At 70.3% G+C, this 20,070-nt stretch carries 18 protein-coding genes and 1 pseudogene; 9 read left to right on the top strand and 10 right to left on the bottom strand.

Annotated elements, in window-relative coordinates; all coding sequences use genetic code 11:
* Positions 1 to 896 precede the first annotated feature (896 nt).
* Positions 897 to 2,561 (top strand): energy-dependent translational throttle protein EttA, encoded by a 1,665-nt coding sequence (gene ettA, locus AB0I15_RS24050; RefSeq protein WP_358099420.1) that lies wholly within the window; start codon positions 897 to 899, stop codon positions 2,559 to 2,561.
* Between the two features lie 378 nt (positions 2,562 to 2,939).
* On the opposite strand, the gene AB0I15_RS24045 is transcribed toward ettA, so the two are convergent.
* Positions 2,940 to 4,256: an MFS transporter gene (locus AB0I15_RS24045; RefSeq protein WP_358099418.1), complete on the bottom strand. Its 1,317-nt coding sequence runs from the start codon at positions 4,254 to 4,256 to the stop codon at positions 2,940 to 2,942.
* 148 nt (positions 4,257 to 4,404) lie between these two features.
* Between AB0I15_RS24045 and AB0I15_RS24040 the strand changes: the two genes are divergently transcribed.
* From AB0I15_RS24040 to AB0I15_RS24025, 4 genes are all read left to right on the top strand, one after another.
* The gene (locus AB0I15_RS24040; protein WP_358099416.1) at positions 4,405 to 4,917 is read left to right on the top strand and encodes a VOC family protein; all 513 of its coding nucleotides are present in this window, start codon (positions 4,405 to 4,407) and stop codon (positions 4,915 to 4,917) included.
* 97 nt (positions 4,918 to 5,014) lie between these two features.
* Positions 5,015 to 5,422: a Zn-ribbon domain-containing OB-fold protein gene (locus AB0I15_RS24035; RefSeq protein WP_358099414.1), complete on the top strand. Its 408-nt coding sequence runs from the start codon at positions 5,015 to 5,017 to the stop codon at positions 5,420 to 5,422.
* Positions 5,419 to 6,546, top strand: a complete 1,128-nt coding sequence (locus AB0I15_RS24030) for a thiolase (RefSeq protein WP_358099412.1) — start codon at positions 5,419 to 5,421, stop codon at positions 6,544 to 6,546. The genes AB0I15_RS24035 and AB0I15_RS24030 overlap by 4 nt, the downstream gene beginning before the upstream one ends.
* Positions 6,547 to 6,633: 87 nt before the next feature.
* Positions 6,634 to 6,885 carry an SCO4226 family nickel-binding protein gene (locus AB0I15_RS24025; protein WP_358099410.1) on the top strand — a complete coding sequence of 84 codons (252 nt, stop codon included), beginning with the start codon at positions 6,634 to 6,636 and terminating at the stop codon, positions 6,883 to 6,885.
* Between the two features lie 78 nt (positions 6,886 to 6,963).
* On the opposite strand, the gene AB0I15_RS24020 is transcribed toward AB0I15_RS24025, so the two are convergent.
* The 3 genes from AB0I15_RS24020 to AB0I15_RS24010 all read right to left on the bottom strand — a co-directional run bounded on the left by AB0I15_RS24020 (position 6,964) and on the right by AB0I15_RS24010 (position 10,855).
* A complete protein-coding gene (locus AB0I15_RS24020) occupies positions 6,964 to 7,452 on the bottom strand; it encodes a signal peptidase II (protein ID WP_358099407.1) in 489 nt (162 codons plus the stop codon).
* 167 nt (positions 7,453 to 7,619) lie between these two features.
* On the bottom strand, positions 7,620 to 9,695 hold the full coding sequence (locus AB0I15_RS24015; RefSeq protein WP_358099404.1) for an acetate--CoA ligase family protein: 2,076 nt from the start codon (positions 9,693 to 9,695) through the stop codon (positions 7,620 to 7,622).
* Between the two features lie 5 nt (positions 9,696 to 9,700).
* Positions 9,701 to 10,855: an acyl-CoA dehydrogenase family protein gene (locus AB0I15_RS24010; protein WP_358099402.1), complete on the bottom strand. Its 1,155-nt coding sequence runs from the start codon at positions 10,853 to 10,855 to the stop codon at positions 9,701 to 9,703.
* Between the two features lie 107 nt (positions 10,856 to 10,962).
* On the opposite strand from AB0I15_RS24010, the gene AB0I15_RS24005 reads away from it, so the two are divergent.
* Positions 10,963 to 11,574, top strand: coding sequence for a TetR/AcrR family transcriptional regulator (locus AB0I15_RS24005; RefSeq protein WP_358099399.1), 612 nt, complete (start codon positions 10,963 to 10,965; stop codon positions 11,572 to 11,574).
* Positions 11,575 to 11,592: 18 nt separating this feature from the next.
* On the opposite strand, the gene AB0I15_RS24000 is transcribed toward AB0I15_RS24005, so the two are convergent.
* Both AB0I15_RS24000 and AB0I15_RS23995 read right to left on the bottom strand, forming a co-directional pair.
* Entirely contained in the window at positions 11,593 to 12,411 is an 819-nt protein-coding gene (locus AB0I15_RS24000) for a MaoC/PaaZ C-terminal domain-containing protein (RefSeq protein ID WP_358099397.1), read from the bottom strand.
* A 1-nt stretch (position 12,412) separates the two neighbouring features.
* On the bottom strand, positions 12,413 to 13,312 hold the full coding sequence (locus AB0I15_RS23995) for an SDR family oxidoreductase (RefSeq protein WP_358099394.1): 900 nt from the start codon (positions 13,310 to 13,312) through the stop codon (positions 12,413 to 12,415).
* A 79-nt stretch (positions 13,313 to 13,391) separates the two neighbouring features.
* On the opposite strand from AB0I15_RS23995, the gene AB0I15_RS23990 reads away from it, so the two are divergent.
* The 3 genes from AB0I15_RS23990 to AB0I15_RS23980 are packed head-to-tail and all read left to right on the top strand — an operon-like array spanning position 13,392 to position 16,419.
* The gene (locus tag AB0I15_RS23990; protein ID WP_358099391.1) at positions 13,392 to 14,816 is read left to right on the top strand and encodes an MFS transporter; all 1,425 of its coding nucleotides are present in this window, start codon (positions 13,392 to 13,394) and stop codon (positions 14,814 to 14,816) included.
* Positions 14,817 to 14,830: 14 nt separating this feature from the next.
* Positions 14,831 to 15,259, top strand: coding sequence for a thioesterase family protein (locus AB0I15_RS23985; RefSeq protein ID WP_358099388.1), 429 nt, complete (start codon positions 14,831 to 14,833; stop codon positions 15,257 to 15,259).
* Entirely contained in the window at positions 15,256 to 16,419 is a 1,164-nt protein-coding gene (locus AB0I15_RS23980) for an MFS transporter (protein ID WP_358099385.1), read from the top strand. Before AB0I15_RS23985 ends, AB0I15_RS23980 begins: the two co-directional genes overlap by 4 nt.
* On the opposite strand, the gene AB0I15_RS23975 is transcribed toward AB0I15_RS23980, so the two are convergent.
* The 4 genes and pseudogenes from AB0I15_RS23975 to AB0I15_RS23960 form a co-directional block, all read right to left on the bottom strand.
* On the bottom strand, positions 16,414 to 17,922 hold the full coding sequence (locus AB0I15_RS23975) for a glycoside hydrolase family 13 protein (protein ID WP_358099382.1): 1,509 nt from the start codon (positions 17,920 to 17,922) through the stop codon (positions 16,414 to 16,416). The two genes, AB0I15_RS23980 and AB0I15_RS23975, sit on opposite strands and share 6 nt — an antisense overlap.
* A gap of 24 nt (positions 17,923 to 17,946) precedes the next feature.
* Positions 17,947 to 18,321, bottom strand: a pseudogene (locus AB0I15_RS23970) (globin); the annotation flags it as partial.
* A 9-nt stretch (positions 18,322 to 18,330) separates the two neighbouring features.
* Positions 18,331 to 19,191: a mechanosensitive ion channel family protein gene (locus AB0I15_RS23965; protein ID WP_358099379.1), complete on the bottom strand. Its 861-nt coding sequence runs from the start codon at positions 19,189 to 19,191 to the stop codon at positions 18,331 to 18,333.
* A gap of 570 nt (positions 19,192 to 19,761) precedes the next feature.
* Entirely contained in the window at positions 19,762 to 20,046 is a 285-nt protein-coding gene (locus tag AB0I15_RS23960) for a hypothetical protein (RefSeq protein ID WP_358099376.1), read from the bottom strand.
* Positions 20,047 to 20,070 lie beyond the last annotated feature (24 nt).

The following is a 20,070-nucleotide window of genomic DNA, read 5'->3' as shown; positions in this document are numbered from 1 at the left end:
GCCCGGCCGTTCGTGGCGCGGCCGTTCGTGGCGCCGCTGTTCGTGGCGTCTACGCCTCATCGCATTTACGCCTCATCGTGCCTACGCCTGTGGGCTGCTCGCCTGGTCGCGCGCTGCCCGCCGGCTAGGGCCTCCTTCCGGTGATTCGGGCGCTTCGCTGTTCATCGCGCTCATGTGCATTGATCTGCCCGCTTGGCCGCGGGTTGCCCGCCCGGCTTCGGCCTCTTCCGGTGATTTCGGTGCGTCGCCGTTCTTCGCGCCCATGCCCACTGATCTGCTCGCCTGCCTGCGGGTTGCCCGCCCGTCTACGGCCTCTCTCGGGTGATTCCGGCGCGTCCCCGTGCCTCGCGCCCATGTACACCGGACTGCGTACTGACCTGCGTACTGACCTGCGCATCGGGCTGCGCACTGACCTGTGCACCGGGTTGCGCGCCGGGCTGGGTGCCGGGCTGCTCGTCTGCCCGCCGAATTGCCCACCGGGCTGCCTGTCCGATTACAACCTCACGCCGACCATCTCGCCTCGCCTTTTATCCTGTTCGCCCCATGAGGCGCCCGCCTTGGTGAGACCGGTGCCGTGATCTCGGCGCTCATTTCTCGCAGGCCCCCTGCGGCGAGCCGTCCGCCCCGCCACAACCGCGCCTTGGTGATCCGGACCTTCGCCCTGCTCCTGCACCTCCCCACAAGGTGTCCGCCTTGGTGGTACAGGACGGCACAGTCCCGATACCCGCTGTTCCGCCCGCTCCGGCATGAGTTGCCTGTTCAAGGGCGACCCACCTCCTGACCCCGGTTTCCTCGGTCGGCCGGGGGACGTCTTCGGGTGTTGCTCGGCCTGCCCCTGAAGCGCTACTCAGGTGGAGCGGCGGAAGCCTGGGTTGGGAGCCCCTAAGCTAGAGGGCATGCCGGAGTACATCTACACCCTGCAGCGCGTGCGCAAGGCGCACGGTGACAAGGTTGTCCTCGACAACGTGACCCTGTCGTTCCTGCCCGGAGCCAAGATCGGTGTTCTGGGGCCGAACGGCACCGGGAAGTCGACGCTGCTCCGGATGATGGCCGGCCTGGAGCAGCCGTCCAATGGTGATGCCAAGCTGATGCCGGGCTTCACGGTCGGCATGCTCCAGCAGGAGCCCCCGCTCAACGAGGAGAAGACCGTCCTCGGCAACGTGCAGGAAGGCGTCGCCGAGACGATGGCGATGCTCCAGCGCTACAACGACATCGCCGAGCAGATGGCCACCGACTACAGCGACGAGTTGCTGGAAGAGATGGGCAAGCTGCAGGACCAGCTCGAGCACCGCAATGCTTGGGAGCTCGACAGCCAGCTTGAGCAGGCGATGGACGCCCTGCGCTGCCCGCCACCCGACGCCGAGGTCAGCAAGCTGTCCGGTGGTGAGCGCCGCCGCGTCGCGCTGTGCAAGCTGCTCCTCGAGGCCCCCGACCTGCTGCTGCTCGACGAGCCCACCAACCACCTCGACGCCGAGAGCGTGCAGTGGCTGGAGCAGCACCTGGAGAAGTACGCCGGCACCGTCCTGGCCGTCACCCACGACCGCTACTTCCTCGACAACGTCGCCGGCTGGATCCTGGAGCTCGACCGCGGCCGCGCCTACGCCTACGAAGGCAACTACTCCACCTACCTGGAGGCCAAGACGCAGCGGCTCAAGGTCGAGGGGCAGAAGGACGTCAAGCGGAAGAAGCGCCTCGAGGACGAGCTGGAGTGGGTCCGCTCCAACCCGAAGGCCCGCCAGACCAAGAGCAAGGCCCGCCTCCAGCGCTACGAGGAGATGGCGGCCGAGGCCGACAAGTTCCGCAAGCTGGACTTCGACGAGATCCAGATCCCGCCCGGCCCGCGCCTGGGCACCACGATCATCAGGGCCGAGGCGCTGTCCAAGGGGTTCGGCGACCGCCTGCTGATGGAGGACATGACGTTCGACCTGCCGCGTAACGGCATCGTCGGCATCATCGGCCCCAACGGCGTCGGCAAGACCACGCTGTTCCGCATGATCACCGGCAGCGAGACGCCCGACACCGGCTCGGTCACGGTCGGCGACACGGTCAAGATCTCGTACGCGGATCAGAGCCGTGGCGGCATCGAGCCGAACAAGAACGTCTGGGAGGTCGTCTCCGACGGGCTCGACCACATCAAGGTCGGCAACGTGGAGATGCCGTCGCGGGCGTACATCGCGGCGTTCGGGTTCAAGGGCCCCGACCAGCAGAAGAAGGCCGGCGTGCTGTCGGGCGGCGAGCGCAACCGGCTCAACCTGGCGCTCACGCTCAAGCAGGGCGGCAACGTGCTGCTGCTCGACGAGCCCACCAACGACCTCGACACGGAGACGCTGTCGTCGTTGGAGAACGCGCTGCTCGACTTCCCGGGCTGCGCGGTGATCACCTCGCACGACCGGTGGTTCCTCGACCGCATCGCCACCCACATCCTGGCGTGGGAGGAAGGGTCGAACTGGTTCTGGTTCGAGGGCAACTTCGCCGACTACGAGAAGAACAAGATCGAGCGGCTGGGCGCCGACGCGGCCCGCCCGCACCGGGTGACATACCGGAAGCTCCACCGCGACTGATCGGCAACTCGCGATAGGTCGATGTTCGGCGCCGCACGTGGGCACAATTCTCAGCCCGTGTGCGGCGCCGTCGTCCTTCCACAAACCCATCCATTACGGCAAGCCGCCGACACCCACCCACCGCACATGGCTGAGCACCTCCAGGGTGACGCTCGCTGACCCGCACCGGGTCGGCCGCCGTAACGGCAGGCGAGTGGGCCATCTGGGTGGTCATGACGCCCCCAGCAGCCAACGCCCTAGGCACCCCCAGGCCGCCCGACCTCATGGGCCCGGGTGGGTGGTTGTGGGTTTGGTGTCCGTGGGGGGTCTGGTGGGTCGGGGTCGGCTGGGGTGTGGGACTGTGGCGGGCCGGAGTGGGCTACGGGGGCGATGGCTTGGTTAGTTTTCCGCCTCTTCGAGTGCGACTGTGGCGGGGGTGCGGGCGGTGTGGCGCCACGGCCCGTTGAACAGCACGATCGCCGGGATGAACAGCACCAGGCACCCCAGCGCCACGAACAGCCACGTCTGCCAGTTCGTGGCCTCCACCACGTGCGGGATGACCAGCAGTCCGACCACCGCGATGCTCTTGGTGAGGAACCCGAACAGCCCCCACGCCGTGCCCTGCAGTCGCGGGTCGGCGTCTTCGGCGTCCTCGGAGTAGTTGGCCATCCAGGGGGCGTACGCGACTCCGAGTGAGCCGCCGAGCAGTGCGCCGACCACCATCAGCGTGCCGGTGGAGACCCCCTCCTGGCCGAGCGAGACGGCGAGGTAGGCGGTGACGAGCACGGCCGCGATGGTGCCGCCGAGGGAGAACGGTTTGCGCAGTTGTGTGCGGTCGGACAGCCGCCCCGTCACGATCAGCGTGATCAGGTTGAGGCTCCAGAACGCCGCCATGATCGTGGACGCCTCCGCGCTGGTCACGCCGAGGGACTCGACCAGCATCGTCGGCCCGAAGAGCGAGAGCGTGATGTAGAGCACGAGCCACAGCGAGATCCCGACGACGTGTGCCCAGATGTTGCGCCGGCTGAAGAGCGAGCGGAGGCGTGGCGGCCGGGTGAGGTCCACGACCTGGGTGGCGGCCTGTTCGGTGTGTTGGATCCGGGCGCGCAGTTCGGGGGACAGGTCCGCGATGTTGAAGGCGATGACGGCCGAGATGACCAGCGAGAAGCAGCCCATGATGACGAACTGCGAGCGCCACGAGTCGTCGAAGATCGGCAGGGTCCAGCCCGCGATGGCGGCCGCCAGGAAGTTCGCGCCGACGGGTCCCCAGGTCCAGAAGCCGAACGCCTGAGCCCGCCCCAGCCGCGGCGAGAAGTCGCGGATCAGCGGCGCCGTGCTGGCCATGGCGACCCCGTCCACGAACGCCAGCACGATCCTGGCGATCAGCAGGTCCCGGGGGCTGTGCACGAGCGTCATGGCGAAGCAGCACACGGCCGTCAGTGCCATGAGCGGGACGAGGAGGCGGACGCGGCCGAGCCGGTCGGTGAGCCGGCCGCCGAGGATGGAGGCGATCGCCCCGGCCACCGCCGCCACGCCCGACACGGCGCCGTACGTGGCCAGCGTCATGTTCAGGTCCTTGAGCAGCAGCGGTACGACGGGAGCGATCTGCCCCTCGTACGAGCCGATGAGGATGGCCAGCACGGCCATCGTGAGGATCTTCATGCGACGGGCGCCGGTCGGATATTCGTCGAGCTCGCGGACATAGGACAGCCCCATGGGCGGCCTCCTGCGGTCCTTCGTTCTAGAAGCTTGCTCTAGAATCGCTTTCTTGGATGCTGCTCCTCACAGTTGAAGACGTCAAGAGTGAACGGATCAGGTGTGGCTAGAATGAAATTCTAGGATTTCCTGACGTGAGGAGCCCCCCATGGATCTGGAACTGGACGGCCTCGAGGTGTCCTTCGACCACACGGCCGTGGCCGCTCCCCGGATCAGGGACCTGCTGCCCGTCTACCGCGACCTGCTCGGCGGCCGGCACCTGGGTGGCGGCGGTGACAACCGGATCGCCGGCTACCGCACGCTCCAGCTCACCTATGCCAACGGCGGCAAGGTCGAGCTCATGGAGCCGCTGGCCGGATCGACCTTCTTCGACAGCTTCTTCGAGCTGACCCGGGGGAGGGGCGGCGTCCACCATCTGAACTTCCACGTCAACGACCTGAAGGCGGTCGTGAGCAGGCTGACCGCCCGGGGCTACCGCCTGCACGGCCTCAACCAGGCCGACTCGCGCTGGCGGGAGGTGTTCCTGCACCCGAAGGAGGCCCACGGCGTGCTGATCCAGCTCGCCCAGCCGGGCTCGCGCGACCCCGGCGAGCGCCGCCCGGCTCTGGAGGAGGTGCTGGCCGGCCGGGGAAGAAACGGCAACGGAGTGCCCAGCCCCTGAACGGCCCCGGTCTTCAGGCGAGCCATCTGGTCGGGCTCTTGAGCGAGCGTGGCGCCTAGATCTAGAGTGGAATTCTAGAACCAGATTGGGGAGGCCGATGAAGCCGGCACCTAGGCCCACGCCCGAGACCCAGCCGTTCTGGGACGGCACGGCCGCGGGAGAGCTCAGGATCCAGCGCTGCCAGACGTGCGCGCGGCACTACTTCTACCCCCGGCCGCACTGCCCCCACTGCGGCGGCGACCAGGTCGAATGGGTCCGGGCCAGCGGCCGCGCGACCCTGTACTCCTACGTGATCAACCACCGCCCCGCCCCCGGCTTCGAGGACGAGGCCCCGTACGCGATCGCCGTCGTGGAGCTGGAGGAGGGCGTGCGCATGATGACCAACATCGTCGGGGTCGAGAACGTCCCCGAGAACCTGCCGCTGGACCTGGAGCTACGGGTGGTGTTCGAGCGACGCGGCGACGTCTGCGTGCCCCTCTTCGAGCCGGCCGGGGGCGCCCGATGACGATCGTGATCGCGGGCGCCGCCGAGACCGACGAGGTGGGCCGCCTCCCCGACCGCTCCACCCTGCAGTTGCACCTGGAGGCCGCCAGGAACGCGCTGGCCGACGCGGGCATGACCAAGCACGACATCGACGGCGTCGCCACGGTCGGGACCCCCGGCCCGATCCAGATCGCCCACGCCCTGGGCATCACGCCCGCCTGGCTGGACGGCACGGGCGTGGGCGGCTCGTCGTTCCTCTTCCACGTACGCCACGCCGCCGCGGCCATCCGCGCCGGGATGTGCCGCACGGTGCTGATCACCCACGGGGAGTCGGGCAGGTCGCGCGTCGGGGCCGGCCGCTTCGGCATGGGGCCGGACTCGCTGCTGGGGCAGTTCGAGCTGCCGTACGGGGTGGTGGGGCCGGCGACGTCGTTCACGCTCACGGCGCTGCGCTACATGAAGGAGACCGGCCTCACCCACGAGCAGCTCGCGGAGGTCGCGGTGGCGCAGCGGCGCTGGGCCCACCGCAACCCGAGGGCCATGTACCAGGATCTCATCACGGTGGACGACGTCCTGGCCTCGCGCATGGTCGCCTACCCCTTCCACCTGCTGGAGTGCTGCCTGGTGACCGACGGCGGCGGCGCGCTCGTCGTCACCTCCGCGGAGTCGGCGCGGCGCTCCCCGGTCTATCTGCTGGGCTCGGGCGAGTCGGCCGAGTCGCCGATCATCTCGCAGATGGAGGACTTCACCACCTCGAAGGCGTTCCGGCTGTCGGGGGAGTCCGCGTTCGCCGAGGCCAAGATCGGCCACGCGGACGTGGACCACCTCATGGTATACGACGCCTTCGCCCACGTGCCTCTCTACGGCCTGGAGGACCTGGGCTTCGTCGGCAGAGGAGAGGCCGGGGCGTTCGTCGCCGAGGGCCACACCTCACCGGGCGGCAGGCTGCCCATGAACACCAACGGCGGCGGCCTGTCGTACACGCACACCGGCATGTACGGCATGTTCGCCATCCAGGAGTCGGTACGCCAGCTCCGCGGGGAGGCGGCGGCCCAGGTGCCGGACGTGGAGGTGAGCGTGGTGCTCGGCAATGGTGGCATGTTCGCCTCCGCGGCGACACTTGTCCTGGCCAACCGGCTGCCTTGACGATGGCACGGGGATGGCACGGGGATGGCACGGAATGGAACGCCTTTCCTGACAAGGGCACACTCGACGCAGGAGGAGGGATTCGCGATGCCGAAGTTCATGGATGTGCACAGCGGATTCGTGGGGGCCACCGAGGAGCAGCTCCGCGCGGCCCATGAGCGCGACCTGGCGATCGAGGAGGCGGAGGGCGTGCACTTCGAGCGTGCCTGGCTCGACCCCGAGTCGGGCAAGGTCTTCTGCCTGTCGTCGGGGCCTTCGAAGGAGGCGGTGCTGCGCGTGCACGAGAAGGCCGGGCACCCCACGACGGAGATCTACGAGCTGCCGGTCGAGGTGGACTAGCGGCCGCATCGGGGAGGGGGTGGGCGGTCGGTGACCGCCCACCCCACATTTTCAACGAGCGGCAGCGAGACCGGCACGTCAGGTGGACGGCTGCTGCCGGCCTTCGCCGGACTCGAGGGGTTCGCCGAAGGGGATGCCGCGCAGGCTGAGCAGCACGAGCAGGGCGCAGCTCCCGGTGAGGGCGATGTCGGCGATGTTCCCGACGAACAGGCCGCCGTAGTCGATGAAGTCGACCACGTGCCCCTGGGCGAACGCCGGCGGCCGGAAGAGCCGGTCGAGCAGGTGAGAGGTGGCGCCGCCGAGCAGGGCGCCCAGCACGACGGTCCAGGCGGACGAGCGCAGCCGCCGCCCCGCGTACAGGATGCCGGCCACCGCGGCGGCGGCCGCCAGCGTGAACACCCACGTCGCCCCCGCGCCGATCGAGAACGCCGCGCCGGCGTTGAACAGCAGCCGCAACTGGATCAGCCCCGGGATCACCGTGATGCGCTCCCCGTCGGAGAGTGCCGAGAGCGCCCAGAACTTGGAGGCCTGGTCGGCGAGCAAGATCACCGCGCCCAGCACGAGCATCCACCCGTAGGGACGCAGCCCCCTCGCGCGTGTACCGTGTCCGTCCGTCACCCTTACCCCGCAATCCGCTGTAGTGCTCATGGGACGTGTCATGCCTGCATGCCCATACTCACCCTTACCGGCATACCTGCGCGGGGGAAGGCTCTCACATCTCGGTACGGGACCCGCTATCGCCAGGTCACCAGCGCGTCCAGGGCCTCGACGCGGGACCCGGTGACGAGCAGCGGGTTGATCTCCAGGGACTCCAGGCCGTCGCCCAGCGTCTCGGCGAAGGCCGCGATGCGCGCCACGACGCCGGCCACCGCGTCCAGGTCGGCGGGCTCGGCGCCCCTGGCCCCGTTCAGCAGGGCCGCGCCCCGCAGCTCCGAGAGCGCCGTACGCACCTCGGCGGCGTCCACCGGCAGCACCCGCAGCGCCGTGTCGCGCAGCGCCTCCACCCAGACCCCGCCCAGACCCACGGCCAGCGTGAGCCCCCAGCCGGGATCCCGCACGATGCCCACCAGCAGCTCGATCCCGCCGCTCCGCTGCGGCTGGACCAGCACGCCCGCGAGCGACGGCACCACCCCGGCCAACCCCCGGTACGCCTGCCGCACCGCCTCCGCCGAGCCCAGCCCGAGCCGCACGCCGCCGATGTCGCTCTTGTGCCCGAGCCCCTCGGCGGCCACCTTGAGCACCACCGGATACCCGAACCGCTCGGCCGCCGCCACGGCCGCCTCCTCGTCGTCCGCCAGGTCCGACGGCACCACCGGCAGCCCCGCCGAGGCCAGCAGCGCGGCGGCGCGGTGCTCGGCCCACACGCCGGACGCCCCCGGCGGCGGAGCGGCCCGGACCTCGCGGGGCGGGACGGGCGGCCGGGCGCGCGCCTCCGACCAGCGCACCGCCGCGCCGATGGCCTGCAGCCCGTGCTCGATCCCGCCCACCACGTGCGGAAAGCCGGTCTCCTGCTGCACCCGCCGCCCGAACTCCGTCACGTCGGTCAGCACGTTGCTCACCACCACGACCGGCACCGGCGAGGCGGCGATCCGCTGGGCGCTGGCCGAGTAGAGCGCGAAGGCCGGCGCGGGGTCGGGCGGCGCGACCCTGGGCGGCTCCGACAGCAGCAGGACCAGGTCGATCCCGGGGTCGGCGGTCACCACCTCCAGCGCGCGCCCGAGCAGCGTGCGGTCGATGAGCACGTAGCCGGTGACGTCGAGCGGGTTCTGCACGGTGCCGAAGGACGGGACGATCTCCGCCAGCCGCGCCACCGTCCCGGGTGCGAACGCCGGCAGCTCCAGCCCCTCGTCCTCGGCCCGGTCCGCGATGATCTCCGAGGCCCCGCCGGACGGGGTCACCACCCCGACGCGCCGCCCGGGCAGCGGCCCCGACGACGCCAGCAGCCCCGCCGTGATGATGAGGTCCTCCAGCGAGCGCACCCTGATCACGCCGAGCCCGCGCAGCGCGGCGTCGATGACGTCGTCGTCGCCCACCAGCGCCCCCGTGTGAGCCTGCGCGGTGTGCGAGGCGAGCCGGCTGCGCCCGATCTTGAGCGCCACGATCGGCTTGCCCGCCGCCAGCGCCCGCCGCGCGACACGGGAGAACTCGGCCGGGTTCCTGATGCTCTCCAGAAAGAGCGCGACGACCTTGGTGGCCGGGTCGTCGACCAGATAGTCGATCACGTCGGTGACGGTGACGACCGACTCGTTGCCCATCGAGGTGAGCAGGCTGACGCCGACGTTGCGGGCCTGCGCGAAGGCCAGGACCGAGCTGGCCAGCGCGCCGCTCTGCAGCACCACGCCGACCGAGCCGCGCAGCAGCGGCTGGGGGATGGGCAGCCCGTACGGGGTCACGCCGGCGGCGGCGTTGATGTACCCGTTGCCGTTCGGCCCGAGAATCGTCAGCCCGTGCTCGGCGGCGAAGGCCGTGACCTCCGCCTCCAGCCGCGCCCCTTCCTCCCCGGACTCCCCGAACCCGGCGGTGAGGACCACGTAGCTCCGGATCCCCAGCTTGGCCCCTTCCTTCAGCACGCCGAGCACGGCCCCGGTCGGCACCATCACGTACGCCAGGTCCACCGGCTCCGGGATCTCCGTCAGGCTCCGGTGGGCGGGCGAGCCGTGCACGACCCCGCCCCGGGGGTTGACCAGGTGCACGGATCCGGCGAAGCCGTGCGTACGCAGGTTGGCCAGCGTGCTGAGCGACCACCCCGACTTGTCCGTGGCCCCGACGAGGGCGATCGAGCGCGGATTGAACAGGTCCCCGACCGGCATGCGGTTCACTCCCCGATGAGCCCGAGGCGGGCGTGGCCCTTGATGAGGTTGCGGGCGATCGTGCGCCGCTGGATCTCGTCGGTCCCCTCGAAGATCCGCAACAGGCGCAGCTCGCGATACCACCGCTCGATCGGCAGCTCCTTCGTGTAGCCCATGCCCCCGTGGATCTGCAGCACCCGGTCCACCACCTGGTTCGCCATCACGGCCCCGTTGAGCTTGGCGATGGAGGAGGCGTGCCGGGCGTCCATGCCCTGGCCCACCCGCCACGCCGCGTACAGCGTCAGCCACTTCGCCGCCTCGATCTCCACCTGGGAGTCGGCGATCATCCACTGGATGGCCTGGTACTCGGAGATCGTCTGGCCCATGGACTTGCGGATCTTGGCGTAGTCGATGGCCATGCCCAGCATGCGCTCGGCCGATCCGATGGCCCGCGCGGGGATCATGTAGCGGCCCTGCCCGATCCACTGCATGGCCAGCTCGAAGCCCTTGCCCAGTTCGCCCAGGATGTTCTCCTCGGGCACGCGTACGTCCTGGAACACCAGCGAGGCCGGGCCCCACTCGCCCATGGTCGGGATCGGCTCGGACGTCCACCCCATGTCCCGGTCCACCAGGAAGCAGGTCACCCCGTACGGCTCGGTCACGGCGAAGACCATGACGAAGTCCGCCTCGCTGCCGCCCGTGATGAACGTCTTCTCGCCGTTGATCACCCATTCGGCGCCGTCGCGGGTGGCGCGGGTGCGGATGTTGCGGGCGTCGGAGCCCGCGCCCGGCTCGGTGATCGCGAAGCAGGAGCGGCGCTCGCCCTCGATCGTGGGCAGCAGGTAGCGTCGCTTCTGCTCCTCGGTGCCCGCGTAGAGGATGTTGTCGGCGCTGCCGCCGAACGAGAACGGCACGAAGGTCCGGCCGATCTCCATGGCGATGATCGCGGACATGATGGGGCCGAGGGCCGCGCCGCCGTACTGCTCGGGGGTGTTGATGCCCCAGAAGCCCGACTTCCTGGCCTTGGCGCGCAGATCGCGCAGGACGTCCGGGGCCAGGCCGGGACGGCCTGCGCGCTCGTTGCGCAGCACCTCGGGCTCCAGCGGCATGACCTCCTTCTCGATGAAGGACCGGACGGTGTCGCGGATCTGCCGTTCCTCGGGGGTGAGCGAGAAGTCCACAGCCGCCTCCTGGAAATTTCTAGAATCTCTCTCTAGGAAGACACTCTAAGCGTTCTTCGCTCCTGTCAAGAATCTGATTCTAGAATTGATCGCGCTACGATGGGCGCATGGCGCGCAAGTCCTCGTGGGAGTGGAGCCGTACGGCCCAGACCCGGAAAAGCATGCTGCAGGCGGCCCGCGAGGTCTTCGGTGAGCACGGCTTCGCCGAGGCCAACGTCTCCGAGGTGGTCGCCCGCGCCGGCTCCAGCGTCGGCAGCCTCTACCACCACTTCGGCGGCAAGACCGAGCTGTTCCTCGCCCTCTACGAAGACCACCAGGCCGCCCACGAGCAGGCGTCGGCCTCCAGCGTGGCCAAGGCCAGGAAGGAGGGCGTGGCCGACCCGGTCGAGCTGCTGATCGCCGGCGCCCGCGCCTACCTCGACGGCGCGTGGGAGCGCCGCGACCTGGTCAGGCTGTTCATGGACGGCGACGGGCCGCCCGGCTTCGAGCTGATCCGCCGCACGCGCGGCAGGGAGTGGGTCCGCCAGAACGCCGTGCTCCTCGGCGCCGGTGGCGACCCGCTCGACCGCTTCACCGTGGCCGTGCTGACCAGCATCATCGGCGAGGCCGCCCGCGAGGTCGCCACCTCCGACAGCGAGGAGGAGGCCAGGGAGGTCATCGAGGCGGCGATGACGATCATCCACCGCCTCGATCCGCTGAAGGTCCTCGAAGAGGGCTGACCGGCGGGCGAGGCCCGATCAGGCGACGGTCGCCCGGCCCCGGTCGATGACCACGGTCCCGTCGTCCTTGGCGGTCCTGAAGAGCACGTCCGTCCCGTCCGCCCAGATCGACACCGTGAGCGGCTCGCCGGGGAACACCGGGCTGCTGAAGCGCCCCGACATCGCCCTGAACCGCGCCGGGTCCGACCCCGCCACCGTGTGCAGCAGCGCCCGCCCGGTCACCCCGTACGTGCACAGCCCGTGCAGGATCGGCCGGTCGAACCCCGCCCTGGCGGCGAACTCCGGATCGCTGTGCAGCGGGTTGTAGTCGCCGGACAGCCGGTAGACCAGCGCCTGCTCCGGACGTGTCGAGTAGGTCACCTTGTGGTCGGGCGCGCGGTCGGGCGGCGTCCACTCCTCGCGCGGCCCCCGATCGCCGCCGAACCCGCCCTCGCCCCTGATGAACACCGAGCTGCGCGAGGCGATCACCGGCTCGCCCGTGCTCAGGTCCACCGCCGTGGCCTCGACGGTCACCAGCGCGCCCGAGCCCTTGTCGTAGATCCCGGTCACCTTCGAGGTCGTCCGCACGCCGCCCGCGGCCGGCAGCTCCCGGTGCAGCTCGAAGCCCTGCTCGGCGTGGACCAGCAGGGCCGGGTCGAAGTCGCCCAGCCGCCGCCCGGGAGCCTGCGCCGCCAGCACGGCGAACGTGGGCAGCACCCGCTGGCCCTTCTCCGTCGCGAACTCCAGCTCGGACAGGCCGGCGCCGACGCCGAGCGCGTACAGCATGGTGTCCTTCGAGGTCCACGTGCGTTCGTACGGCGGGCTCTCGACGCCCACCAGGCTGTGGTCGAGTGACATGTCAGTCCTCCCGTCCGGGGATGCGGCCGTTGGTCATCGCGTTGGGGGCGGCCTTGTCGACCAGGGCGGGGATGACGGCGCCCAGCTCGGCCGGGTCCCAGCGGCCGCCCTTGTCGACGCCGGGGCCCGCGTGCCAGCCCTCGGCCACGCTGATCACGCCCGCCCGCACGTTGAACACCCGGCCGGTGACGGCGCGGGCCTCGGCGCCGGCCAGCCAGACGACCAGCGGCGCGATGTCGTCGGGGTCGGCGCCGGTCGCGCCCTCGGGCAGGAGGCCCTCGGTCATCCGGGTGAGTGCGGCGGGGGCGATGGCGTTGACGGTCACGCCGTAGCGCTCGAGCTCCTTGGCCGCGATGATCGTCAGCCCCGCGATGCCCGCCTTGGCGGCGCCGTAGTTGCCCTGCCCCGGGTTACCGTAGATGCCGGAGGACGAGGTCGTGTTGATGATCCGGGCGTCCACGGATTCGCCCGCCTTGGCCCTGGCCCGCCAGTAGGCGGCGGCATGGCGCAGCGGCGCGAACGTGCCACGCAGGTGCACCTTGATCACGGCGTCCCATTCGTCGGCGGTCATGTTGACGAGCATGCGGTCACGCAGGATGCCCGCGTTGTTGACCAGCACGTCCAGGCCGCCGAAGCGGTCGACGGCGGCCTGGATCAGCCGCTCGGCGCCGTCGAAGTCGGAGACGTCCTCGCCGTTGACCACGGCCTGGCCGCCCATGGCCTCGATCTCCGCCACCACCTCGGCCGCGGCCCCGGACGAGCCGGTGCCGTCGACCTCGGCGCCCAGGTCGTTGACCACCACCTTCGCGCCCTGCCTGGCGAACTCGAGCGCGTGCCCCCGCCCGATGCCCCTGGCCGCCCCCGTGACGATGACCACACGGCCCTCGACTATCCCGCTCATCCGACACCTCGATCCTTGACCGGCTGACGATGCGAACTAGATTCTAGTATTAAAATCTAGAAAGGATAGGCCCTTGCCGGTGACGTCCACTCCGATCGGTTACGCCTGGCGCACGCTGTCGGTCGTGAGCCTGGCCAGCGTGCTGACCGGGCTCGGCGGCAGTGCGATCAACGTCGCGCTGCCGGAGATCGCCAGGCGCACCGGGGCCGACGCCACGGCCGCGGGCTGGATCCTCCTGGGCTTCCAGTTGACCACGACCGTCCTCATGGTGGTATTCGGCCGGCTGGCCGACTTGTTCGGCAGGCGCCGGATGTACCTGGTCGGGCTGGCCACGTACACGGTGGCCGCCCTGCTGGCGGGGCTGGCGCCGAACGCGTGGGTGATCGTGGCCATGCGCGTGGTCCAGGCGGCCGGGGCCGCCATGCTGCTGACCAACAGCGCCGCCCTGGTCAGCGACGCCTTCCCGCGCGAGCGGCTGGGCGAGGGCATGGGCGTGTACGTGGCCTCGTTCTCGATCGCCGGGCTGATCGGGCCGACGCTGGGCGGGGTGCTGGCCGAGAGCCTCGGCTGGCGCTGGGTGTTCTGGTTCAACGTGCCACTCGGCCTGATCTGCCTCTTATGGGGGGCGATCGTGCTGCGCAGGACGCCTCCGGAGGGGCGCGACAGCGGCCTGGACGCGCCGGGGAACGTGCTCGTCCTGGTCACGCTGGGCGGGCTGCTGCTGGCGCTGTCGGAGTTCACCCGGCTCGGCTGGGGGCACCCGGTGGTGCTGGCGGGGCTGGCCGCGTTCGCCGTGGGCCTGCCGTTGTTCCTGGTCAGGGAGTCGCGAGCCGCCCATCCGGTGGTGGACCTGGACCTGTTCCGCGACCGGGCCTTCGCCTTCGGCACGCTCGCGTCGTTCCTCAACGCCGTCGCCCGCATGGGCATGGTCTTCCTCGTCGCGCTCTACTTCCAGGCCGTGCGCGGCGACGATCCCGTGGAGGCCGGGCTGAAGGTGCTGCCGCTGGCCGTGGCGGCGATGATCGCCTCGGTTTCCTCGGGATTCCTGCAGCGCCTGACGAGCGCGCGCACGCTGGCGCTGGCCGGGGCCGCGACCACCACGTGCGGCCTGGTGGTGCTGCTCGCCGTGATGTCCGCGTCCACCTCGTACGGTGCCGTGGCGGCCGGGCTCGTGCTCATCGGTCTCGGCTCGGGCGTCTTCCTGCCCTCCAACACCACCGCCATCCTCGACGGCCTGCCCTCCAACCGGCTCGGCATCGTCAACGCCATGCGGCTGATGCTGCAGAACACCGGCAACGTCGTGGGAACGGGCCTGGTCCTGTCGCTCATCACCGCGCCGCTCCCGGCCGAGCTGCACCAGCGGGTCTTCGCCGGCACGCTGGCCCAGCTCCAGGGCGGCGCGGTCGAGCGGCTCGTCACCGGCTACCAGTGGGCGCTCGGCGCCATGGCCACGATCTCGGTCCTCACCGTGCTGGCCTGCCTGGCCCGGCGCAAGGGCACCTGACCGGGCCGGGTACGGTGGCGGACGTGGTTGAAAGCACCCCGGCCGAACGGCACATCTATCCGCGCACGGTGAGGTTCGCGGACATCGACTCCCAAGGGCACGTCAACAACGTGCGCTTCCTCGACTACCTCGAAGACGCCCGCTTCGGCATGTTCCACATCGATCCGTACAACGCGGGCGACGAGCCGTTCAAGGGCCTGGTCGTGACCCGCCACGAGATCGACTACCGCCGTCCCCTCGGCTTCCGCGCCGAACCCGTACGGGTCGAGAGCTGGGTGACCGAGATCCGCCCGGTGCGGTTCACGCTGCGCTACGAGATCCTCGACGACGAGGCGGTCTACGCCACCGCCACCTCGGTCCTCGCGGCCTACGATGTCGAGCGGGCCGCCCCGCGCAGGCTCAACGAGGGGGAGCTGGCCTACCTCAAGCGCTTCTCCGTATGAGGCGCTGGCTGATGCTCGCGCTGGGCGTCAACGCCCATGCCAGTGTCACGCTGGGGCTGTTCGGGCTGCCTCTCGTCATGCCCGAAATTTTGCGACATTTCAACGTCTCGCTGGCTGTGGGCGGGATGGTGGCTAACGCCCCGGCTTTTGGGATTCTGGTGGCTCTGGTCCCCTGGGGCATGCTGGCCGACCGGCGCGGCGAACGGCTCGTGCTGGGCCTGGGCGTCGGCCTGGCGGCCTTGTCGTTCGCCGCCGTGGCCTTCGTCGAGGCGACCTGGGCGGTGGTCGTCCTGCTGGCTCTGGCGGGTGCGGCGGGATCGGCCGCCATGGTGGGCGGCGGGCGCATCGTGCTGCGCTGGTTCCGGCCGCCCGAGCGCGGCGTCGCCATGGGCCTGCGCCAGGTCTCCTTCACGCTGGGGATGGCCGTGGGGGCGTTCGCGCTCCCGCCCGTCGCGCGGGCGTACGGGCTGCCGGGGGTGCTCCTCGTCTGCGCCGCCGCGAGCCTGCTGGCCGCCGCGCTGGCCGCGCTCTTCCTGGCCGAGCCGCCGCACGACCTGTCCGGCTCGGCCGGCGCGCCGGCGGGCTCGCCGTACCGGCAGCTCGCGCTCTGGCGGGTGCACGCCACCAGCGCGCTGCACGTGGTGCCCCAGGTCGTGGTCAGCACGTACGGGGTCTACTGCCTGGTCCGGCTCTACGGCTGGAACCTGGTCGAGGCCGGTCAGCTCTTCGGGGTGGCCGCCATCGGCGGGGCCGCGGTCCGCATCGCGGCCGGCCGCTGGTCCGACAGGACCGGGCTGCGCATGCGGCCCCTGATGCTGCTCACCCTCGCCAACCTGGCCGTGATGGCGCTGCTGGCGGTCGCCACCTTCACCCGCACCGGCCTGGGCCCGGCGATGCTCGCCCTGGCCGCGGTCATGACCGTGGCCGGCAACGGGCTCGCCTACCTCGCGGCGGGCGAGCTCGCCGGGCCCGTCTGGGCGGGCAGGGTGCTGGGCACCCACAACACCCTGCAGAACTCCGTCTCCCTGGTCATCACGCCGCTGGCCGGCGTGCTGATCGAGCAGGTCGGATACTGGGCGGGCTTCGCCGCGGGGCTGGGCTGCGCGCTGCTCTCGCTGCCGGTCATCCCCTTCCGCGGCGAGCGCCCGGAACGGTCATGAGGCGCGGCGCAGCCACACCGCCGTGTCGGGCGGCAGCAGGCCGCGCTTGAGGGATCCGCTCGACAGCAGCACCTCGTCGTGCTTCGGCAGGCGTACGGACCGGGTGCCGCAGTTGACGGCGCAGATCAGCGGGCCGCGGGTGAAGAAAAGCGCACCCTCGGGAGACTTCAGCCACTCCAAGGTATAAGGAATCTCTCTGGCCAGGTCACGGCGGCAGGCCAGGGCCCGGCGGTAGAACTCCAGCGTCGAGTCGTCGTCGCCCTCCTGCTTCTCGACGCTCAGCTCCGCGAACGAATCCGGCTGCGGCAGCCACGGCTCGGCGCCGCCGGGGGAGAAGCCGTGGGAGGGCGGGTCGACCGTCCACGGGATCGGCACCCGGCACCCGTCGCGGCCGGGCAGCTTGCCCTCCGACTGGAAGAAGACCGGATCCTGCCTGGCCTCGTCGGGCAGGTCGGTCACCTCGGGCAGCCCCAACTCCTCGCCCTGATAGAGGTAGGCCGAGCCGGGCAGGGCCAGCATCGTCAGCAGCGCCGCCCTGGCCCGCGCCACGCCCGTGCCGGGGTCGGCCGTGCCGTAGCGGGTGCGGTGGCGTATGACGTCGTGGTTGGACAGCACCCACGTCGCGAACGGCACCGTCGACAGCGTGTCGTCGATCACCTTCTTGAACGCCGTCGGCGACCACGGCGCCTGCAGCCAGGCGAAGTTGAAGCTCTGGTGCAACTCGTCGGGCCGTACGTAGAGCGCCAGGTCCTCCGGGCTGTCGGTCCACACCTCGCCCACGGCCATCCGATCGCCCGGATAGTCGTTCAGCACCCGCCGCCACGCGCGATAGACGTCGTGCACCTCCGGCTGCCCCCACACCGGCGAGACCGCCTTGAACGACTGGTCGCCCACGTCGGGCAGCCCCTCCGCCTTGTACAGGCCCATCGCCACGTCGATGCGGAACCCGTCGACCCCGCGGTCCAGCCAGAACCGCAGGACGTCGAGGAACTCCTCGTGCACCTCCGGGTTGCGCCAGTTGAAGTCGGGCTGCCCGGGGGCGAACAGGTGCAGGTAGTACTGGCCGTCCTCGACCTGCGTCCAGGCCGGCCCGCTGAACGTGGACTGCCAGTTGTTGGTGGTGTCACGGAAGAGATAGCGGTCGCGCCCCTCGCCCCGCAGCGCCGCCTGGAACCAGGGGTGCTCGGAGGAGCTGTGGTTGGGCACGATGTCCACGATCACCCGCAGCCCGTGCCCGTGCGCGTCGGCGACCAGCGCCTCGAAGTCGCCGAGCGTGCCGAACAGCGGGTCGACGCCGCGGTAGTCGGCCACGTCGTAGCCGCCGTCGGCCATGGGGGAGGGATAGAACGGGGTCAGCCAGATGGCGTCCACGCCAAGGCGCCGCAGGTAGGGCAGGCGCTCGCGCACCCCGGCCAGATCGCCGACGCCGTCTCCGGAGGCGTCGGCGAAACTGCGCACGTAGATCTCGTATACGACGGCATCACGCCACCAGGGGATATCCATGTGGCGTCTCATGCCCGCTTATGTGGGTGAGTTCACCAGACTGTGCGCCGCGTAGACCAGATAGTCCCAGAGACGGGTTTTCAGCTCCTCTGGCAGGTCGAGCGAGTCGACCGCGTCGCGCATGTGCTTGAGCCAGGCCTCCCGCTCCGGTTCGCCGATCACGAACGGCATGTGGCGCATCCGCAGCCGTGGATGGCCACGCTGCTCGCTGTAGGTCTTGGGGCCGCCCCAGTATTGGATCAGGAAGCCCCGCAGCCGCTCCTCGGCGCCCACGAGATCGGGCTCCGGGTAGAGCGGCCGCAGCAGCGGGTCTTCCGCGACCCCCTCGTAGAAGCGGTGCACGAGGCGCCGGAAGGTCTCCTCGCCTCCGACGGCGTCGTAAAAGGAGGTCTCTGTCACGTCTCTAGCCTATGCTCCGGCCACCATGGGGATGCCCGCGGAGTCGAGCGCCTGCTTGACCCGGAGCCTGAGCTCCCTCGACACCTCCGCCTGCGTGCCCGGCACCGTCTTGGCCGAGATGCGGAACACCAGCGAGCTGTCGGAGAGCTGCTCCACGCCGAACACCTGAGGCTGCTCGACGATCCTGCTCTCGCGCAGCTCGGAGTCGGCCCACATCTCCTCGGCCACGTGCTCGAGCAGGACCTTCACGCTGACGATGTCGGAGTCGTAGGCCACGGGGACGTCCATGTAGGACCGCGACCAGCCCTGCGACTCGTTGCCGATCCTGGTGATGGTGCCGTTGCGGACGTACCAGACGCGGCCGTCCGTGTCACGCAGCCTGGTGACGCGCAGGGTGACCGCCTCGACCGTGCCGATGGCGGCGCCCGCGTCGATCACGTCGCCCACGCCGTACTGGTCTTCGAGCAGCATGAACATGCCCGCGATGAAGTCCTTGACGAGTTCCTGGGCGCCGAAGCCGATGGCCACGCCCAGGATGCCGACGCTGGTCAGCAGCGGCGCGATGGGGATCGTCAGCCGTTCGAGCACGGTCAGCACCGCGGTGCCCAGGATGACGATCGAGGCGACGTGCTTGAGCACCGACCCCATGGTCTCGGCGCGCTGCTTGCGACGCTCGTGCAGCAGGGCGTCGATGCCGTCCGTCACGGCGCCCTTGCGGAACCGGCTGGTGATCGATCCACCGGTCGCGGCGCGGGTGACCACTCTCGTGATCACCCGGTGCGCCAGGTTGCGGATCACGAAGGCCAGCACAAGGATCAGGACGACGGTGATGGCGCTGGCCACCAAGGGCGCCCATGGGTTGTCCCACATGCCCGCGAGCGTAGAGCAAATGACGGTGTCGCCCTGACACATCTTGGTCACGTCATTGGTCATCTTGGTCAAGTCCAAGAGACTGGAAGACGGGGATGGCGATGGCGATGGCGACGGTGTCACCGGCAGTAGCACTGAGTGAATCCCCCTCCGGAAGCGGCTCGGTCGACGATTTGGACCGATTCGATCCAAAAATACCGCCGACCAAACCGCCCGCCGTCACATCACGCCGGGGAAGACGGGGTCGCCTGCTCTCTGGGCCGCGGAGGGAGAGAGCGGGCGCTCCGATGACGGACGGCTCGGAACAGGACACACACCCGGAAGCATGTCCTGTGCCGGTTCCGGGAGGGATCCCCCGAACACCCGCCCGGCGGACCGGGCGGGTGGCTTGACGGGTACGGGGCACGCGGCGCCGTACGGCCGGGGCGGGATGCGGGCCGGAACCGGCGGAGTGACCAGGGTCCCGGCAGAAGAGGGGACCCTCCGCACCGGCCACTCCGCCGGCTCCTGGAAGCCGCCGCGGGTTGCGGTGAGCCGTGGTGGCTGCGCTCCACCCGGTTCACCACGTCGTCACTCCCCCACGGCGGCAAGCACGCGGGCGACCTTCGTCGCCGCACCGGCCGGGTCGTCGGCCGTGTGCATCCGCTCACCCCAGGACCAGCAGTACCACCAGTCCGGCAGTTCCGAGACGGTCGCCGGCCGACAGGTGACGTTCTCGGACAGGCTGGTCGCGTTCGGGTTGATGACCCGTACGAACCTGCGCCCGCTCTGGGTCTGGACCACTCGTGCGAGCAACCCGCGAGCGCCGAGTTCGGCTACGAGGCGCTCCAGGTGCTCGAAGGTGTCGTCCCCCACCGTTCGTTCCTCCCTCAGGAATCG

It is taken from the genome of Nonomuraea sp. NPDC050643, from assembly GCF_040654715.1.
In the GTDB taxonomy this organism is placed as follows: domain Bacteria; phylum Actinomycetota; class Actinomycetes; order Streptosporangiales; family Streptosporangiaceae; genus Nonomuraea.
Note: the sequence above shows the minus strand (reverse complement) of the source record. Positions and strands in the feature narration are given on the sequence as shown.

Excerpts from the sequence above, each read along its gene's own strand:
- ettA (WP_358099420.1), top strand. The coding sequence starts at position 897 with ATGCCGGAGTACATCTACACCCTGCAGCGCGTGCGCAAGGCGCACGGT.
- AB0I15_RS23965 (WP_358099379.1), bottom strand. The coding sequence starts at position 19,191 with ATGTGGGACAACCCATGGGCGCCCTTGGTGGCCAGCGCCATCACCGTC.
- AB0I15_RS23980 (WP_358099385.1), top strand. The coding sequence starts at position 15,256 with ATGAGGCGCTGGCTGATGCTCGCGCTGGGCGTCAACGCCCATGCCAGT.
- AB0I15_RS23975 (WP_358099382.1), bottom strand. The coding sequence starts at position 17,922 with ATGGATATCCCCTGGTGGCGTGATGCCGTCGTATACGAGATCTACGTG.
- AB0I15_RS24045 (WP_358099418.1), bottom strand. The coding sequence starts at position 4,256 with ATGGGGCTGTCCTATGTCCGCGAGCTCGACGAATATCCGACCGGCGCC.
- AB0I15_RS24025 (WP_358099410.1), top strand. The coding sequence starts at position 6,634 with ATGCCGAAGTTCATGGATGTGCACAGCGGATTCGTGGGGGCCACCGAG.
- AB0I15_RS24020 (WP_358099407.1), bottom strand. The coding sequence starts at position 7,452 with ATGCTCGTGCTGGGCGCGGTGATCTTGCTCGCCGACCAGGCCTCCAAG.
- AB0I15_RS24005 (WP_358099399.1), top strand. The coding sequence starts at position 10,963 with ATGGCGCGCAAGTCCTCGTGGGAGTGGAGCCGTACGGCCCAGACCCGG.
- AB0I15_RS24030 (WP_358099412.1), top strand. The coding sequence starts at position 5,419 with ATGACGATCGTGATCGCGGGCGCCGCCGAGACCGACGAGGTGGGCCGC.
- AB0I15_RS24000 (WP_358099397.1), bottom strand. The coding sequence starts at position 12,411 with ATGTCACTCGACCACAGCCTGGTGGGCGTCGAGAGCCCGCCGTACGAA.
- AB0I15_RS24035 (WP_358099414.1), top strand. The coding sequence starts at position 5,015 with ATGAAGCCGGCACCTAGGCCCACGCCCGAGACCCAGCCGTTCTGGGAC.
- AB0I15_RS24015 (WP_358099404.1), bottom strand. The coding sequence starts at position 9,695 with ATGCCGGTCGGGGACCTGTTCAATCCGCGCTCGATCGCCCTCGTCGGG.
- AB0I15_RS24040 (WP_358099416.1), top strand. The coding sequence starts at position 4,405 with ATGGATCTGGAACTGGACGGCCTCGAGGTGTCCTTCGACCACACGGCC.
- AB0I15_RS23995 (WP_358099394.1), bottom strand. The coding sequence starts at position 13,312 with ATGAGCGGGATAGTCGAGGGCCGTGTGGTCATCGTCACGGGGGCGGCC.